This window comes from Streptomyces sp. NPDC058289 (assembly GCF_042880975.1).
Taxonomy (GTDB): Bacteria; Actinomycetota; Actinomycetes; order Streptomycetales; family Streptomycetaceae; genus Streptomyces; species Streptomyces stoeckheimensis.
Genome location: NZ_JBHVYI010000050.1, coordinates 29,454 through 45,900, shown reverse-complemented (window position 1 = coordinate 45,900; position 16,447 = coordinate 29,454). Strand labels below are relative to the sequence as shown.

Genomic DNA, 16,447 nt, shown 5'->3' with positions numbered 1-16,447 from the left:
GGTTCCGGTATCCGGGGCGGTCGGCGGCAGATCCCGGGGGATCAGCGCTGGCCCTGGTACAGCTTCTTCACGGCCAGTCCGGAGAAGGCGAGGACGCCGACGCAGACCAGGACCAGCAGGGAGGTGAAGACTGCCTCAAGCACGGGGTGCTCCTCGGAGTGTTAAGGGTGGCGTTACGGGGCCGGTCCCCAAGCCTACTGGCCTGGGGACCGGGGCACCGTGTGAGGTAGCCCGTACGACGCGCTCCCCCGGCGGCCGCGCGCTAGCCGAGCAGCTGGTGCTGGAGGATCACCGTCTGGTGGAAGGGGACGGCCGCCACCTCGTCCTTGCGGTTCTGGAGGACGACGGCCTGGATGTCGCCCGACTGGAGGCAGCCGAGTGCGGTCTGCTCGTCGCCCGTGGGCTTGGCCTCCCGGTAGAGGCTGACGTCGTTGGCGCTCCGCGCGCTGGGGCCGCTGTACGAGCTGTCCTGCCCCAGCTCGGTCCGCTGCGAGCTCTTGGCCTTCATCCAGGCATCGTCGGACTGGAGCCGCGCCACGCCGTTCAGCGTGGCGACGGCGCCGCAGCCCTTGAAGTTGTCCACGAAACCGGAGGCGTGGAAGCGCAGCAGGTAGACCCGGGTACGGGTGCCGTCCGGGGTGGTCCAGCCGCGGGCGACGATCTGACGCAGCCCCTCGTTCCCGAACTGCTCCTTCAGCTTCTCGCGGGCCGTGGCGTCGTACTCCTCCAGGAAGGTGTCGACGGTCACCACCCCGTCCTTCTCCAGCTTCAGCGTGGAGTCGGGGGCCGAGCCGGTGGGAGCCGGCAGGAGCAGCTCGGTGAGACCCGCGTAGTGGATGCCGTCCGGGTTGTCCTCGGCGAACGGCAGGGCGGCACCCGGCGGCAGCGTCGGCTTGGTCAGCGCCGGAAACGTCCAGCGGCCGTCGGCCTTGGTGGACAGGCCCGGGATGTCGGTGCGCTCGGGCTGGGTGACCTCGTACGTGACACCCGTGCCGACGGCGCCGAAGACGAGTACGGCGGCGGTCCAGCGCAGCACGGCGAACAGCTTGCGGCGGTCCTTGGGCGCGGCAGGGGCCTCGGGAGCCGGGCCGGGTACGGGAACCAGCTCCACGATGGCGTCCCCACCAGCGACGACGGTGTCCGCGGAGACGACGGGCGCCGAAACGGCGTCGCCGTCGGTGGCCGTCGGGACGGCTCCGATGGTGTTCTGCTCGGTCACGCGGACTCCCCGGGGGACTTCAGGTGGTTCATCTGGTTCTGGAAGAGCGCGACGGCGTTGGCGACGGCGAAGGGCTTGGGCCCGTACGCACGGAAGGTGACCATCACGTCGTCCTTGACGGCGACGCAGTCGATGGAGTCGATCTTTTCCTTCTTCTTCTCGCCGATCGCCTCCAACGAGCACTTGGCGTCCGGGAACCCGTCCACCTTCGGCGCCTCACGGCCGTCACCCTTGAACTCGAGGAACTTCTTGCTGACCTCCGAGAACGCGCCCACGGCCTTCGGATCGGCCTGCATGATGCGGATCTCGGCGAACCAGCTGGTCCGCTCGTTCACGTAGCTGCGCCCGGCCAGGCCCTTGAGCTTCAGCCCGGCCAGCATCTTGTCCCGGTCCTTGCGCTCGGAGCTGGTGAGGCCGGCGCGGGTCTCCTTGAAGCCCTCGAGCGCCTTCTCTCCGGAGACGAAGAAGTTGTTGCCGTCCTCCTCCAGGTCCGGCCCCGGGAGGAAGCCGGCCGGAAAGGGCAGCAGCTTGCCCGAGAGGGCGTTCGTCGGCACGGACCCGGGCGCTTCGCGCTTGGCGGGCTTCTCACCGAGGGGGATCCAGTAGGCGGTGGGCGCGTCCCGGTCGGCGTCCGCGATCGCGGAGGACGCCCAGACGCCGCCGCCCACGAGCACTGCCGCGGCCACACCGCCGGCGATCAGGGCGACCGCCTTGCGGTTGACCTTGCGCGCAGGCTTCGCGGGCGCAGCAGGGGTCGCCGCGGGCTCGGCCTCGGGCGTCGGGTCCACGACCGGAAGCACCGCCCCGGCCGGAGTCACGTCGTTCAGCGGCTCGGTCACAGTCGCTCCAGCTGTCGCTTGGCCAGGTCCACGACGTCGCCTTCGCTGATCTTGCCGCGGTTGTTCATGTAGTGGATGTCGAGCACGATGTCGCCCCGACGGGCGATGGCGCGGGCTCCCCGCATCGGGAGGTACCCCGCCTTCTCCTCCGCCTTGGAGTCCACCCAGACGTGCCCGAGCTCCGACGGGAGACCCGGAATCACCACACCGTCGTTGCCCGCGTACTCCTCCTTGGGCATGTAGGCGGACTGGTTGCGCTGGTAGTCGTCCGCACCGGAGCGCTCGTTGAACTGGATCAGACGCACGTCCACGAAGGTGTCGTCGCCCATCTTCCAGCTCAGCGAGGCGATCCGCCGGATGTTCTGCTCCGCGAGATAGCTCAGCTGGCCGTCCGGGCTCTTGAAGAAGGTCGCGAAGTACTCGATGGGCTCGTAGCCCGAGCCTTCGACCTTCGCCCCGCCCGGTGCCTCGATCAGCAGCTTCGCGAGGTCGTCGTCCGTCTTGTGCCAGCGGTTGGCGTTGATCGTCTTGTTCGTGGTGGCGTCGTCGGGCGCGAGCGCCTTCGGCTCCGCCAGGTCCGCCTGCGCCAGCGGCGCCAGCGGGGTGGGTTCACGGTCGTACTGGATCGCGTAACCGGTGATCGTGCCCGCCAGGACGCCGAGCACGACGGCGCCCGCGATCAGGAGGAGCGTGCGGCCGCCGCGACGGCGGCGGGGGGTTGCCGGAGCTGCGTTCGCAACCGCGGCCGGAGCTGCGTCCGGAGTGCCCGGTTCCGGGGCACTCTCCCCCTCTTTCCGCTGGTCAGGGATGGTCTGTTCGTTTTCCAAAAGAAGTCCCCCCACAGGACTGGAGTCGCGGATCGATTGCCCGCGTACACACAAGACACCCTGCCGTGGGGAGATGCCGTGGTCACCCTTATTACATTTTTATCTCGACCGGTTTCAGTCCTCGTGACGTCGCTTTCCGTCCAGTTCGTCCCACCACTCGTCGGACTTCGCGTCACCCGAGGGGTCGTCCCACCAGCGGTCGTCGGGGCCGCGCCGGTTCGCGACGATCGCGGCGACCGGCGGGATGACCATGGCGACCACGCACAGCGCCACGGCGGCCTCGACGGACCACAGGCGCACGAAGGACCAGGCGGAGACGAAGAGGAAGAGGCATCCGCCCATGAGCAGGAAGTAGGCGCGCCGGCGCCGGGCGTACATGCCTCCAGGGTAGAGCCGCCCCGCACTCCCGGGGAGGCCCGGAACGACACGAAGGGCCGCACCCCGATCCGATGGCGTCCAACCCCCGGGGGTGCGGCCCTTCGGCCGGTCATACGGTCACACGTTCACACAGGTGCGGTGCTCAGACCGCGATCGCCACGTCCGTGACGCCGCCGGACTCGACGACGACCACGGCGCGGTCCGCCTGGGCGCCGGGCACGAGGGCGCGCAGCGTCCAGGAGCCCTCGGCCGCGTAGAAGCGGAACTGGCCGGTGGCCGAGGTCGGGACCTCGGCGGTGAACTCGCCGGTCGAGTCCAGCAGGCGGACGTAGCCGCTGATGGGCTCGCCGTCCTTGGTGACCTGGCCCTGGATGGCCGTCTCACCGGGCTTCAGCGTCGAGAGGTCGGGCCCGCCGATCTTTGCTCCACACATGTTCTCTGTCCTGTCCTAGAGAGGTATGACTACGGGGCGTCGCGTGCCCCGAAAGGCTTGTTGCCCGGAACTACTTGTTGGCGCCGAGCTCGATCGGCACGCCGACCAGCGAGCCGTACTCGGTCCACGAACCGTCGTAGTTCTTGACGTTCTCCTGGCCCAGGAGCTCGTGCAGCACGAACCAGGTGAGCGCGGAGCGCTCACCGATGCGGCAGTAGGCGATGGTGTCCTTCGCCAGGTCGACCTGCTCGGCCTGGTAGAGGGCGGTGAGCTCCTCGTCGGACTTGAAGGTGCCGTCGTCGTTGGCGTTCTTCGACCACGGGATGTTGCGGGCGCTCGGGATGTGACCCGGACGCTGCGACTGCTCCTGCGGGAGGTGCGCCGGCGCGAGCAGCTTGCCCGAGAACTCGTCGGGCGAGCGGACGTCGACCAGGTTCTTGGTGCCGATCGCGGCGACCGCGTCGTCACGGAAGGCGCGGATCGAGGTGTCCTGGGCCTTGGCCTTGTACTCGGTGGCCGGGCGGTTCGGGACCTCGGTGCCGTCGACCAGGTCGCGGGAGTCGAGCTCCCACTTCTTGCGGCCGCCGTCGAGCAGGCGGACGTCCTGGTGGCCGTAGAGCTTGAAGTACCAGTAGGCGTAGGACGCGAACCAGTTGTTGTTGCCGCCGTAGAGGACGACGGTGTCGTCGTTGGAGATGCCCTTGGCGGAGAGGAGCTTCTCGAAGCCCTCCTGGTCCACGAAGTCGCGGCGGACCGGGTCCTGGAGGTCGCTCTTCCAGTCGATCCGGACGGCGTTGGTGATGTGGTTCTTGTCGTACGCGGACGTGTCCTCGTCCACCTCGACGATGACGACGTTCGCGTCGTTCAGGTGGGCCTCGACCCAGTCGGCGTCTACGAGGACGTCGCTGCGGCTCATGATGTTCTCCTCCGGGGCAGTGTGCGGCGGGGTGGTGCTGGTGGTGCGGAGCGTGTGCGTCCGGGTGCGCTCACGGGTCCTGTTGCGGGGAGGCTTCAGGAGGGCGGGAGGCACGGGTGGTCACACGGGAAAGCGGAAGGCCGTCGTCCGGCAATGGAGCGGGATGCGCTCACACGTCACATGGATCGACAGAGCATGGCGGCGACGCGACACAGGTCTACTGCCCGTCGCTTCGTGAGGTCCGCCTGCTGATGCTTCATAGCCATGGATCGTAGGGACGAATCAGCCGCCCTGTCACCGCCGTGTCATATTTCGAGACAGGATCGTCCGTATAGTGGGATCGATGTCCTTGCCGATCTTCCGGCGCGGGGCTCCCGGGGCCCCGTAGGGCCCTCCCATCTGCGGATCGGACCCTCTCGTCTCACTATCCGGCCAGCGCCAGATTCGTACCGCCGAGAGTGAGCTCCAGACCGGCCTCGTTCGAGGTCAGCGTCGTCAGCTGGACCCCCGACGGCAGACCGCCGTCGATCCGCCGATCGAAGTCGGTCTTCTTGCGCACCACGGCCTCGATCCCGGGGAGGCCCTCACCCGGCACCTCGTCGGCGCGGACCCGGACGGTCTTCCCGCCCTTCCCCTCGCCGGCGTCGACCAGCGAGACCGTCGAGACCACGCTGCGGCTGAGCGTCCTGCCGAGGAACTCCACGCTCGCGGTGACCTTCAGCTTGCCCGGCGCACCGCCGTAGGCGACCGTCACCCCGGGCTGGGCGGCCGCGGTCAGGTCGGCGTACGTGACGAGGGCCGAGCCCTTGGCGGACCGGGCGGTGCCGCCGTTGTAGTCGCCGTTCAGCTCCACTCCCCGGAAGGCGACCCGCAGCCGGGACAGGTGCGTCGTACGGCCCTCAGCGGTCGCCACGTCGACGCCGGCCACCTTCAGGTCGACCTGGTCGAGGTCGCGGGAGAGCGCCTGGGTCAGGAAGGGGAAGCCCTGGATGCCCACCTCCACTCCCGACAGGCCTTGCCGGGCCTGGATCCGCTCCGCCATCCGGTCCTCGGCATAGCCGGCCGCCCAGCGGTCCAGCCCGACGAACAGGCCACCGAGGACCACTCCGATGATCACAACGACACGCAGGACACGCACGTGCCCACCCCCCAGACGATTGGTACGTCGGCCCAGTGGACCATGTCCGGCCGTGAGGGCGCTGTGAGATGCCGTGGTGGGGAGGTACGACAGCGCCCGCCCCGGGCAAACGGGGCGGGCGCTCGGGAAGTGCAGCCGGGGAAGGCGCGGGCCTCAGCCCACCACCCGGCCGATCAGATAGACCGCCGGGGCCGCCGCGGCCAGCGGCAGCGCGACACCGGCCGTCATGTGGACGAACTTCGACGGGTAGTCGTACGCCGCCACGCGCAGCCCGATCAGCGCGCACGCCCCGGCCGCCAGGCCGATCAGCGCACCGCCGGCGCCGACGGACGTCAGCCCGCCCACGGCGATGCCCGCACCGGCCGCGGCGGCCAGCGAGACGCCGACCGAGGGCGCGGTGGGCAACGGGAGCGCCCGGGCGAAGACGGCCACCGCCACGGCGGCGGCGCCCACGCTCGCGGCGGCGGAGTCGGCCGCGAGGTAGCCGGCGCAGACGATGGCCAGCGCGGCCGAAGCCACCGAGGCCATCAGCCCGTACATCCGCTCGTCCGGATCGGCGTGGCTGCGCAGCTGGAGCACCAGCGTCAGCAGCACCCAGGCGCCGAGGGTGCCGATGATCGCGCCGGGGCCGTACGGCTCGTCCACCGCGAGCACGGCGCCGTCGGCGACGACCGCCCCGGCGAAGGCCAGGGCGATGCCCTGACGGGCCGGCCACATGCCGTTGAGCCGGAACCAGCCCGCCGCGGTGAGGCCCTGGAGGGCGATCAGCGGCGCGAGCAGCGCGAGCTCGCCCAGAGCGGCGCAGGCCGCGATGACCAGCCCGAGGGCGGCCGTCAGTATGGCCGCCTGCGGACCGGGATCGATGATCGGCGAGCGGCCTTCGGCGCGGGCCTGGGCCGGGTCCACGGCGCGCAGCGTGTTGCCGGCGAGGGTGGGCGGCGACCAGGCGGGCTCCTCCTCGGCGGCCCCGCCGGCCACCGCGTCCGCGGCGGGAGCCCCGCCCGGGGCCTCGGCCGCCTGCTGCGGGAGGTACGGGGCCTGCTCCGCAACCCACTCCTGGCCGGGGGCCGGAGCCTGCGCCTGGGCCTGGGCTTGGGCCTGCGCCTGGAACGGGTCGGTCGGGCCGGGGTAGGCCGGCGGCGGGTACGCCGTCTCCCCCCACTGCTGCTGCGGCTCGGCCTGCGGGGCCTGCACGGCCTGCGCCTCGTCGCGGAACCAGTGGTCCGGAGCCGCGACCGGGGCCGGAGCCGGAGCCGGGGTCTGCGGGTAGGCCTGCGCCGCGTACGGATCGGCGTAGGGATCCGCGTACGCCTGCTGCTGCCCCCACTCCTGACCGGAGCCGGGCGCCTGGGGCTGCGGCTGAGCCTGCGGCGGCTGCTGCGGCTGCTGCTGCGCCTGCACCTGCGGCTCCTCGCGGAACCAGCCCTCGGGGGCGACCGGGTACTGCGCCGGTACGCCCTCCAGCGGGGCCTGGACCGGCTGGTACGAGGTGTCCCACGTCGGAGACTGCCAGGTCTGGGTCCCGTACGGATCGGGCTGCTCTTGCTGCTGCTGCAGGTGTTGCTGTTGCTCCAGTTGCTGCTGCTGCCGCTGCTGTTCCTCAGGCGTGCTCATGGGGCTCCGCTCACCCGCCCGCGAACGGCGGGAGCACCTCGACGGTGCCCCCCTCGGTCAGCTCGACGGAATCGTGCGGGCGCTTGCCCACGGGCTCTTCGTTCACGAGGAAGGAGCAGCGCAGCAGGACCCGGGTCAGCTCCCCGGGGTGGCGTTCCCGCACGGCGTCGAGCGCCTCGGCCAGTGTCCGCGCCGAGTACGGCTCCTCCGCCGTCTTGGCCGCGGCCTTCGCCGCCGCCCAGTAGCGGATGGTTCCGGTTGCCACTGCACGCTCCTCTCGTCGGCGCTCTGCCGTCGGCCTCCATCATGACCCCTCCCGCCCCCGATCCCGGCGTGCCTCCGCGCGCCCCGCGTGCGCCCGAGCGGCCCGCACCGGGTCCACCGATCCGGTGAAACCGGCGCATATGCAGGTCCCGGGGGTGGTGGGAACCACAGAAGTGGAAGGCTCCGAAGCCTCGGCCCGGCCGGGGCGGGTGGGCTATTCTGCTGGCGAGAGGATCCGGGCAACGTAGCCCCCGGGTCCTTTTGTGCTTTCAGCACGTTGAACGGACCGAGAACAGTGGCATCCATCCGGACCCCAGGGCGCGGGGACCGGGCGGACGCCAGGCAAGTCGTACGAAGCAGTGCCGCGAAAGTCCTCGACGGGACCGAGGAGGAACCGACGTGATGGACCAGCGAACCGTCGTGCAAGTGCAGGTGCAGGCAGAGGTACAGGCGCACGCACCTGCGCACGCACACCACCAGTACCACCGCTCGACCGGGGTAGGTGGTCAGGCATGAGCTCACTCCTGCTCCTGACCAATGCCCTGCAGCCCTCGACCGAGGTCCTGCCGGCCCTCGGCCTGCTGCTCCACAGCGTCCGGGTGGCTCCGGCCGAGGGCCCCGCCCTCGTGGACACCCCGGGCGCCGACGTGATCCTCGTCGACGGCCGCCGCGACCTGCCCCAGGTGCGGTCGCTGTGCCAGCTGCTCCGCTCCACGGGGCCCGGCTGCCCGCTGATCCTCGTCGTCACCGAGGGCGGCCTCGCGGCCGTCACGGCCGACTGGGGCATCGACGACGTCCTCCTCGACACCGCGGGACCGGCCGAGGTCGAAGCGCGGCTGCGCCTCGCCACCGGCCGCCAGCAGCTCGGCTCGGACGACTCCCCCATGGAGATCCGCAACGGCGACCTGTCGGTCGACGAGGCGACCTACTCGGCGAAGCTGAAGGGCCGGGTCCTGGACCTGACCTTCAAGGAGTTCGAGCTCCTCAAGTACCTCGCCCAGCACCCGGGCCGGGTCTTCACCCGCGCGCAGCTCCTCCAGGAGGTGTGGGGCTACGACTACTTCGGCGGCACCCGCACCGTCGACGTGCACGTACGGCGGCTGCGCGCGAAACTCGGGCCCGAGCACGAGTCGCTGATCGGTACCGTCCGCAACGTCGGGTACCGCTTCGTCACGCCGGAGAAGGTGGAACGGGCGGCGGCGGAAGCGGCCGCGCAGGCGGCCACGAAGGCGGCGGCCGAGGCCTCCGCGCGGGCAGCGGCGGCACTCACCCGGATGGACTAGAGGGTCTGCGGAAAAGCTGTGGGAATGACCTCCTCCGGACGCCCTGCCCAGAGGTAGGTCACCCCGCGTAGACTTCCGCGCGTGGCCAAGGTGACGCGGGATGACGTGGCACGACTTGCGGGTACTTCTACCGCCGTCGTGAGCTACGTCATCAACAACGGACCCAGGCCGGTTGCCCCGGCCACGCGCGAGCGTGTCCTCGCCGCGATCAAGGAACTGGGCTACCGCCCGGACCGGGTCGCCCAGGCGATGGCCTCACGGCGCACCGACCTCATAGGCATGATCGTCCCCGATGCCCGTCAGCCGTTCTTCGCGGAGATGGCGCACGCGGTCGAGCAGGCCGCCGCCGAGCGCGGGAAGATGGTGCTGGTCGGGAACTCCGACTACCGCACCGAGCGCGAGGTCCACTACTTGCGGGCCTTCCTCGGCATGCGGGTCTCCGGACTCATCCTGGTCAGCCAGGGCATGAGCGAGCAGGCGGCCAGCGAGATCGAGGCCTGGGACGCCCGGGTCGTCCTCCTCCACGAGCGCCCCGAGGCCATCGACGACGTCGCGGTCGTCACGGACGACATCGGCGGCGCACAGCTCGCCACCCGCCACCTCCTGGAGCACGGGCACGAGTACGTCGCCTGCATCGGCGGCATCGAGAACACCCCGTCCGTGGGCGACCCGGTGGCCGACCACGTCGAGGGCTGGCGCCGGGCCATGCAGGAGTCCGGCCGCTCGACCGAGGGCCGGATCATCGAGGCCCCGTACAACCGCTACGACGCGTACAAGGTCGCCCTGGAGGTCCTGGCCCGGCCCGACCGGCCGACGGCGATCTTCTGTGCCACGGACGACCAGGCGATCGGCGTGCTGCGGGCCGCGCGCGAGCTCCGCATCGACGTCCCCGAGCAGCTCGCGGTCGCCGGCTTCGACGACGTGAAGGAGGCGGCCCTCACGGACCCGCCGCTGACCACGGTCGCCTCGGACCGCCCCGCGATGGCCCGCGCGGCGGTGGACCTCGTCCTGGACGACGCCCTGCGGGTGGCGGGCTCCCGCCGCGAACGCCTGAAGCAGTTCCCGTCGGCCCTGGTCATCCGCCGCTCCTGCGGCTGCCGCTAGCAGCTGGCCGCTGATGTAACCCGGCACCCCGGAGCGTGCTGCCCGCCGCACCCGCGCGCGGCGCCGTTCCCGGGGGCCGGCCCCCGGACCCCCGCTCCTCAAACGCCGGAGGGGCTGGGTCGGCCCAGCCGGGCCTTATATCGGGCATACACGGTTCTGTCGGGCTTCTCAGCGGGGACTCAGGAAGCTCTCATCATCGGCGGACACAGTCGTAGTCATGACCGAGAACCTCCGCCGCGAAGGCGAGTACCCCCAGGAAAACCGCCCCCAGCAGCCCGCCCCCTGGGGTGAGGACTGGCAGCGCGGTCGTGACCGGCTCGCGCAGGAGGCCGCGTACCCGCCGCCCCCGGCCTACCCCCCGGCCGCCCCGGCCCCCGGCTGGCACGAGGCGCACCAGCCCCCCGTCATCCAGGGCGAGACCGTCCCCCAGAGCAGCGGGAGCGGCAGCGGCGACGGCAGCTGGGCCACCTGGGGCGAGGCCGCCCCGGCGGCCGCCGCCCCGCAGGGCCACGGCCGCGCCCGCGCCAAGCGCCCGGTCGCCCTCCTCGCGGCCGTGGCCCTCGCGGCCGCCGTCGTCGGCGGCGGAACGGCAGCCGCCGTCCAGCAGATGCTGAACAAGACCAACGGCACCGGCACCGGCGTCAACGGCAGCACCATCTCCCAGTCGAGCAACGGCACCGTCTCCGGCGTAGCCGAGAACGTCAGCCCCTCCGTCGTCCGCATCGACACCCGCACCGGCTCCGGCCAGGGCACCGGCTCCGGCATCGTGATCACCGCCGACGGCGAGATCGTCACCAACAACCACGTGATCGACGGCGCCGGCCAGATCCAGGTGACGATGAGCGACGGCAAGAAGTACAGCGCGAAGATCGTCGGCACGGACCCCGACAAGGACCTCGCCCTCATCAAGCTGGAGGGCGCGAGCGGCCTCAAGCCCGCGAGCCTCGGCAACTCCGACAACACCAAGATCGGCGACGAGGTCGTCGCCATCGGCTCCCCCGACGGCCTCACCGGCACGGTCACCAGCGGCATCGTCTCCGCGCTCAACCGCGAGGTGAAGGTCCCGAAGTCGGAGCAGCAGCAGTCCCCCCAGGGCGGCTACCCGTTCTCCTACGGCGGCCAGCAGTTCAACGGGAACACCGGCACGGACACCACCTCGTACAAGGCCATCCAGACCGACGCCTCCCTCAACCCGGGCAACTCCGGCGGCGCCCTCGTCAACATGAACGGCGAGATCGTGGGCATGCCCTCCGCGATCTACTCCCCCTCCAGCGGCAGCGGCTCCGCGGGCAGCGTCGGCCTCGGCTTCGCCATCCCCGTCAACACCATCAAGGCCGACCTCCCCTCCCTCCGCAAGGGCGGCCCCGGCGGCGCCGGCAACAGCACCGACAGCAGCACCGGGAACACCGGCAACGGTTTCGGGACCTCCTTCTAGCCCGCCTTCCAGCCCGCCCGTGCGAGCCTGGTAGGAGACCGACCACCACCTGGGGGGACCCCGCATGACCGCCGAAGGCGACCAGCAGCGCATCCTCGTCGTCGACGACGAACCGGCCGTACGCGAGGCCCTGCGCCGCAGCCTGGCCTTCGAGGGGTACGGCACGCAGACCGCCGTCGACGGACTCGACGCCCTCGACCAGGCGGACTCGTACCACCCCGACCTGATCATCCTGGACATCCAGATGCCGCGCATGGACGGCCTGACCGCCGCCCGCCGACTGCGCGCCGCCGGCAGCACCACGCCGGTCCTGATGCTGACCGCCCGCGATACGGTCGGCGACCGCGTCACCGGCCTCGACGCGGGCGCCGACGACTACCTGGTCAAGCCGTTCGAGCTGGACGAGCTCTTCGCCCGCGTCCGCGCCCTGCTGCGCCGCAGCTCCTACGCCGCCCCCGCCCCCGGGGACGGCGAGGTCGAGGACGCGCTGACCTTCGGCGACCTGCGCATGGACCTCGCCACCCGCGAGGTCACCCGCGGCGGGCGCCCGGTGGAGCTGACCCGTACCGAGTTCACCCTGCTGGAGATGTTCCTCGCGCACCCGCGCCAGGTCCTGACCCGCGAGCAGATCCTCAAGACCGTATGGGGCTTCGACTTCGAGCCCAGCTCCAACTCCCTGGACGTGTACGTGATGTACCTGCGCCGCAAGACCGAGGCCGGGGGCGAGCCCCGCCTGGTCCACACCGTACGAGGGGTGGGCTACGTCCTGCGCGCCGCCGGGGCCGGCGACACCGGCGGTCCGGAGTGAGTCCCACCGCCAGATTCCGCGCCCTCCCGCTCCGCTCCCGCCTCGCCCTGCTGGTCACCGTCGCGGTGGCACTGGCCGTGGCGGCGGTCGCCTGCATCAGCTGGTTCATGGTCCGCACACAGCTGAACGATCAGCTCAACAGTTCGCTGCGGTCCACCAACGCCCGCGCCCAGGCGAGCCAGACGCTGAACCAGATCAGGTGCCAGGACAAGGTTCCCGGCCCCTTCGAGAACAACCTGAGCGCGCAGGTGCAGATCGTGCTCCCCACGGGCGGCCGCTGCTGGGTGGACGGGAAGAACAGCCTCCCGGTCACCGACTACGACCTCGAAGTCGCCAAGGGGCTGCGCGGGCCGATCCTGTACGACGGCAAGACCACGGACGGCACGTCCGTACGCGTCTACACCCAGCCGGTGGACCTGACCTCCGGGCCGAACGTGCAGAACGCGGCCATCTCGGTGGCCAAGCCCCTCTCCGACATCACCGAACCGCTGTCCACCCTGGCCTGGGTGCTGCTCTTCGTCTGCGGCGTCGGCATCCTCGGCGCCGGCGTCGCCGGCCTCTGGGTGGCCCGTACGGGGCTGCGCCCGGTCGACGAGCTGACCGGCGCCGTCGAGCACATCGCCCGCACCGAGGACCTCACCGTCCGCATTCCCGACGAGGGCGACGACGAGATCGCCCGCCTGTCGCGGTCCTTCAACTCCATGACGGCCGCGCTCGCCTCCTCCCAGGAGCGCCAGGCCCAGCTGATCGCGGACGCCGGGCACGAGCTGCGCACCCCGCTCACCTCGCTGCGCACCAACATCGAGCTGCTGGCGCGCAGCGAGGAGACCGGCCGGGCCATCCCGCCGGAGGACCGCAAGGAGCTGCTGGCCTCGGTCAAGGCGCAGATGACGGAACTGGCCTCGCTGATCGGCGACTTGCAGGAACTGTCCCGCCCGGACGCGGCCACCCCCGGCCCCCTCGGCGTGGTGGCCCTGCACGAGATCGCGGGCACGGCGCTGTCCCGGGCCCGACTGCGCGGTCCGGAGCTGGAGTTCGACTCGGACCTGGCGCCCTGGTACGTACGCGGCGAGGCGGCGGCCCTGGAGCGGGCGGTGGTCAACGTCCTGGACAACGCGGTGAAGTTCAGCCCGCCGGGCAGCACGGTCACCGTGTCGCTGCGCGCGGGCGAGCTGAGCGTACGGGACCGCGGTCCCGGCATCCCGGCCGACGACCTCCCGCACGTCTTCGAGCGCTTCTGGCGCTCCCCGTCCGCCCGGGCCCTGCCCGGCAGCGGCCTCGGCCTGTCCATCGTGGCCCGTACGGTGCAGCGCGCGGGCGGCACGGCCGCCCTGCGCGCCCCGGCCGACGGCGGCCCGGGCACCGAGGCGGTCCTCAGCATCCCGGGCGCCCCGGCTCCGCCGCCCGGGCAGGCGTCAGTTGTGCCGGATCAGTGAGGCGACCAGGCCGGAGCGGGTGTTGGGGAAGTCCATCGGGACGATCCCGAGCCCGGTCCGGCCGGCCAGCTCCGAGCCGTCGACGAAGGCGTGCACCTGCGGGTTGAGGCGGTCGGAGTTCCAGCGGGGCGGCAGGGCCGCGGCCGTGCTGGTGTAGTTCATGAAGAACCTGCCGGGCTGCTGGACGGCCTTGCGGAAGTGGTTCTCGATCTTGCCCCGCTTGGCGAAGGGCTCGGCCATGTAGTCGTCCTGGATGTCGAAGACGTTGCCGTCGCCGTACCGCAGGCCGCCGGGCAGGCCGCCGTTGTCGGGGAGCAGCAGCACCTTTCCGCGGACCTGCCCGAGGGTGGGCAGCGAGTCCGCGACCTTGAACAGCGGGCTCCAGCCCCGGTTGTTCAGGTAGTCGTCGTAGACGGCGCGGAAGGTGGCGTCGCTCTCCTCGGAGTACTCCTGCTTGAGCCGCATCAGGACGGTCTCGGAGGGGTGCGCGGCGAGGAAGTTCCAGCAGGCCGCGAGGACGTCGCCGAACATCAGGTTCTGGTAGTACGCGCCGTGGTGGATCGCGAACGATCCGCCGGTCACCCGGCAGCGGACGTCCAGGAAGCGGATCCCGGAGCCGAGCTGGTCGGCGATGGAGGTGTTCTGGCAGGCGACGTAGAGCCCGCCCCGGGTGGCGCCCGAGTCGTGGGTGCCGGGGATGGTCATCCGCTGGAGGGCGGTGGAGTCGCCGAGCCCGCTCATCCAGTCCTGGGTGGAGAGCGCGCTCGCCGCCCTGGCCTTGACCCCGGTGGCCCGAGTGGCCCGGGTGGCGGCCGAGGCCGTCCCGGCGCCCGCGCCGAGCAGGGTCGCGCCGCCCAGGGCCGCCGCCCCCGCCAGGAAGCCGCGCCGGCGCAGCCCCGTACCCGCGCCCGTACCCGCGCCTGCGACCGCACCCGCGCCCCTGCCCGCTTCCGTGCCCACGCCCGTGCCCATGCCCATGCCCGCCCCTTTGCCGACCCAGTGGTGGCCCGGATTATGGCGTGCGGAGCCATGCATTACTACCCACGGGTAGGCTCAGCTTTCGAGCAACTCCGCCATCAGGCGCAGCCCTTGGGCGAGCGACCGGCCGTCCGGGGCGTGCTCCGGGTCGGTCAGGCACTGCACCATGACCCCGGTCAGCAGCGCGATGTGCACCGACCCGAGGCTCCGTACGTCCTCCTCCGCGACCTCCTCGACGGGGACCCCGCGCAACTGCGCGGCCACCATGCGCCGGTTGCGGCGCTGCCCCTCGGCCAGGACCTCGAGCAGCTCCGGCGAGGACTGCGCGTGCACGAAGGCCTCGACGGAGGCGGCCCAGAGCCAGCGCATCTCGCCGAAGTCCCGGATCTTGCGGTCCCAAGTGTCGGCGTAGCGCTCCCGCGCGGTGTCCCCCTGCCCGGTGAGCCGGCCCGACCCCTCGGCCCACTCGTCCATGGCCGCGAACAGCGCCTGGTTGAGCAGCACCTCGCGGGTGCCGAAGTGGTAGCCGATCGCGGCCATGCTCACCTGCGCGGCCGAGGCGATGTCGCGCACGGTCGTCCGGAGGTACCCCTTCTCCTCCAGGCAGCGCCGGGCTCCGGCCAGCAGGTCCTCGCGATTTCCCATGCCCGGATCGTATCCGCGACAGGATTTGGGCAAGCGCACTACACGATCGTATTGCGCGCTTGCCCAATTCCTGGCAGCCTGGTCCCGGGCCCACCGGCCAGCACGACCGACCGGCACACACGGGGAGAGCAACGCCATGCTGAGCAACGCCATGCGCCACGAGTTGAAGATCGACGACCGCACCCTGTCCTACCTGGACTTCGGCGGGCCCGGCCGCCCGCTGCTCGCCCTGCACGGCGCGCTCTCCGAGGGCGCCCACTTCACCGCCCTCGCCGCCGACCTCGGCGAGCAGTGGCGGGTCATCGCCCCCGACCAGCGCGGGCACGGCGACTCCGACCTCGCCTCCGAGTACAGCCGCGCGGGCTACACCGCCGACGCCGCCGCCCTGCTGGAGCACCTCGCCCCCGGCAGCCCGGTGCCCGTCGTCGGGTTCTCGCTCGGCGGGGTCAACGCCTACTACCTGGCCGCCGCCCGGCCCGACCTGGTGTCCGCCCTGATCAACATCGACGCCCCGGTGGAGACCCCGCTCCAGGACGGCCCGTCCTTCTGGGACTTCCTGCACGACCTCCCGTACACCGCGCCGACCCGCGAGGAACTCCTCGCCGCCCTCGGCCCGCTCGCGGAGGGGACCGGTCCCTTCCTGCGCCCGCTGCCCGACGGCTCCGGCTGGCGGCTGCCGTTCAGCCCCCAAGCCACCCTGTGCACCCTCGCCGGGGACGACGGCTCGCGCTGGGACTCCTGGCTCGCGAGCAGCTGCCCGGCGCTCCTCGTCCACGGACTGCGCAGCGACGTGCTCTCCCGGAAGCAGGCCGGCGAGATGGTCGCCCATCGCCCCAACACCTTGTACGCCGGCCTCGACACCGAGCACTACGTGCCCTTCCAGGACCCGAAGGGCCTCGCGGAGGCCGTACGCGGCTTCCTGGCCACCCTGTAGGACCCCCGGGGAACGCCGAAGGGGCGGGGGGGCGATGGGCCGCCGCCCCCCCCCAGGGCGGGGGTACGGGGTGTCCCTGTTGCGGTCCGGCCCCGGGGGGGGCCCGGGGGCGGGGGGGCCCCGGGGGCCCGCCGGGGGGGGGGGGGGGGTGGGGCGGTGGGGGGGGGGGGGGGGGGGGGCGGGGGGGGGGGGTGGC

Annotated in this window: 18 protein-coding genes; 6 read left to right on the top strand and 12 right to left on the bottom strand. The window is 71.8% G+C overall.

All coding sequences use genetic code 11. From position 1 onward, the window contains the following. Nucleotides 1–262: 262 nt before the first annotated feature. From ACFVX6_RS24500 to ACFVX6_RS24455, 10 genes are all read right to left on the bottom strand, one after another. Nucleotides 263–1,219: a hypothetical protein gene (locus ACFVX6_RS24500; protein WP_389694761.1), complete on the bottom strand. Its 957-nt coding sequence runs from the start codon at nt 1,217–1,219 to the stop codon at nt 263–265. Further along, nucleotides 1,216–2,058, bottom strand: a complete 843-nt coding sequence (locus ACFVX6_RS24495; RefSeq protein WP_389694759.1) for a hypothetical protein — start codon at nt 2,056–2,058, stop codon at nt 1,216–1,218. The genes ACFVX6_RS24500 and ACFVX6_RS24495 overlap by 4 nt, the downstream gene beginning before the upstream one ends. Next, the gene (locus tag ACFVX6_RS24490; RefSeq protein WP_389694757.1) at nt 2,055–2,723 is read right to left on the bottom strand and encodes a hypothetical protein; all 669 of its coding nucleotides are present in this window, start codon (nt 2,721–2,723) and stop codon (nt 2,055–2,057) included. Before ACFVX6_RS24490 ends, ACFVX6_RS24495 begins: the two co-directional genes overlap by 4 nt. 276 nt (nt 2,724–2,999) lie before the next feature. Continuing rightward, nucleotides 3,000–3,263: a DUF3099 domain-containing protein gene (locus ACFVX6_RS24485; protein WP_389694755.1), complete on the bottom strand. Its 264-nt coding sequence runs from the start codon at nt 3,261–3,263 to the stop codon at nt 3,000–3,002. 142 nt (nt 3,264–3,405) lie between these two features. Then, nucleotides 3,406–3,696, bottom strand: coding sequence for a DUF1416 domain-containing protein (locus ACFVX6_RS24480; RefSeq protein WP_243339454.1), 291 nt, complete (start codon nt 3,694–3,696; stop codon nt 3,406–3,408). Nucleotides 3,697–3,766: 70 nt separating this feature from the next. Then, entirely contained in the window at nt 3,767–4,612 is an 846-nt protein-coding gene (locus tag ACFVX6_RS24475) for a sulfurtransferase (RefSeq protein WP_250744600.1), read from the bottom strand. Nucleotides 4,613–4,788: 176 nt separating this feature from the next. Beyond that, nucleotides 4,789–4,872: a putative leader peptide gene (locus ACFVX6_RS24470; RefSeq protein WP_350206375.1), complete on the bottom strand. Its 84-nt coding sequence runs from the start codon at nt 4,870–4,872 to the stop codon at nt 4,789–4,791. Between the two features lie 164 nt (nt 4,873–5,036). Beyond that, a complete protein-coding gene (locus ACFVX6_RS24465; protein ID WP_389694752.1) occupies nt 5,037–5,750 on the bottom strand; it encodes a DUF2993 domain-containing protein in 714 nt (237 codons plus the stop codon). A 153-nt stretch (nt 5,751–5,903) separates the two neighbouring features. Beyond that, nucleotides 5,904–7,364, bottom strand: a complete 1,461-nt coding sequence (locus ACFVX6_RS24460) for a hypothetical protein (RefSeq protein ID WP_389694750.1) — start codon at nt 7,362–7,364, stop codon at nt 5,904–5,906. A gap of 10 nt (nt 7,365–7,374) precedes the next feature. Continuing rightward, a complete protein-coding gene (locus tag ACFVX6_RS24455; protein ID WP_112449116.1) occupies nt 7,375–7,629 on the bottom strand; it encodes a MoaD/ThiS family protein in 255 nt (84 codons plus the stop codon). A 511-nt stretch (nt 7,630–8,140) separates the two neighbouring features. Between ACFVX6_RS24455 and ACFVX6_RS24450 the strand changes: the two genes are divergently transcribed. From ACFVX6_RS24450 to ACFVX6_RS24430, 5 genes are all read left to right on the top strand, one after another. Then, entirely contained in the window at nt 8,141–8,911 is a 771-nt protein-coding gene (locus ACFVX6_RS24450; RefSeq protein WP_243339450.1) for a response regulator transcription factor, read from the top strand. Between the two features lie 81 nt (nt 8,912–8,992). Beyond that, complete coding sequence (locus ACFVX6_RS24445; protein WP_389694747.1) at nt 8,993–10,015, top strand: LacI family DNA-binding transcriptional regulator; 1,023 nt, start codon at nt 8,993–8,995, stop codon at nt 10,013–10,015. A 217-nt stretch (nt 10,016–10,232) separates the two neighbouring features. After that, a complete protein-coding gene (locus tag ACFVX6_RS24440) occupies nt 10,233–11,450 on the top strand; it encodes a S1C family serine protease (protein WP_389694745.1) in 1,218 nt (405 codons plus the stop codon). A gap of 64 nt (nt 11,451–11,514) precedes the next feature. Further along, nucleotides 11,515–12,258: a response regulator transcription factor gene (locus ACFVX6_RS24435; RefSeq protein WP_389694743.1), complete on the top strand. Its 744-nt coding sequence runs from the start codon at nt 11,515–11,517 to the stop codon at nt 12,256–12,258. Further along, nucleotides 12,255–13,694 carry a sensor histidine kinase gene (locus ACFVX6_RS24430; RefSeq protein WP_389694741.1) on the top strand — a complete coding sequence of 480 codons (1,440 nt, stop codon included), beginning with the start codon at nt 12,255–12,257 and terminating at the stop codon, nt 13,692–13,694. Before ACFVX6_RS24435 ends, ACFVX6_RS24430 begins: the two co-directional genes overlap by 4 nt. Here ACFVX6_RS24430 and ACFVX6_RS24425 read toward each other — a convergent pair. Further along, the gene (locus ACFVX6_RS24425; RefSeq protein WP_389694739.1) at nt 13,674–14,672 is read right to left on the bottom strand and encodes a phosphatidylinositol-specific phospholipase C; all 999 of its coding nucleotides are present in this window, start codon (nt 14,670–14,672) and stop codon (nt 13,674–13,676) included. The genes ACFVX6_RS24430 and ACFVX6_RS24425 overlap by 21 nt on opposite strands. A gap of 75 nt (nt 14,673–14,747) precedes the next feature. Beyond that, nucleotides 14,748–15,317, bottom strand: a complete 570-nt coding sequence (locus ACFVX6_RS24420; protein ID WP_389694737.1) for a TetR/AcrR family transcriptional regulator — start codon at nt 15,315–15,317, stop codon at nt 14,748–14,750. Between the two features lie 136 nt (nt 15,318–15,453). Here ACFVX6_RS24420 and ACFVX6_RS24415 point away from each other — a divergent pair, with 136 nt between their 5' ends. Beyond that, complete coding sequence (locus ACFVX6_RS24415) at nt 15,454–16,251, top strand: alpha/beta fold hydrolase (protein WP_389694735.1); 798 nt, start codon at nt 15,454–15,456, stop codon at nt 16,249–16,251. Nucleotides 16,252–16,447: the final 196 nt, after the last annotated feature.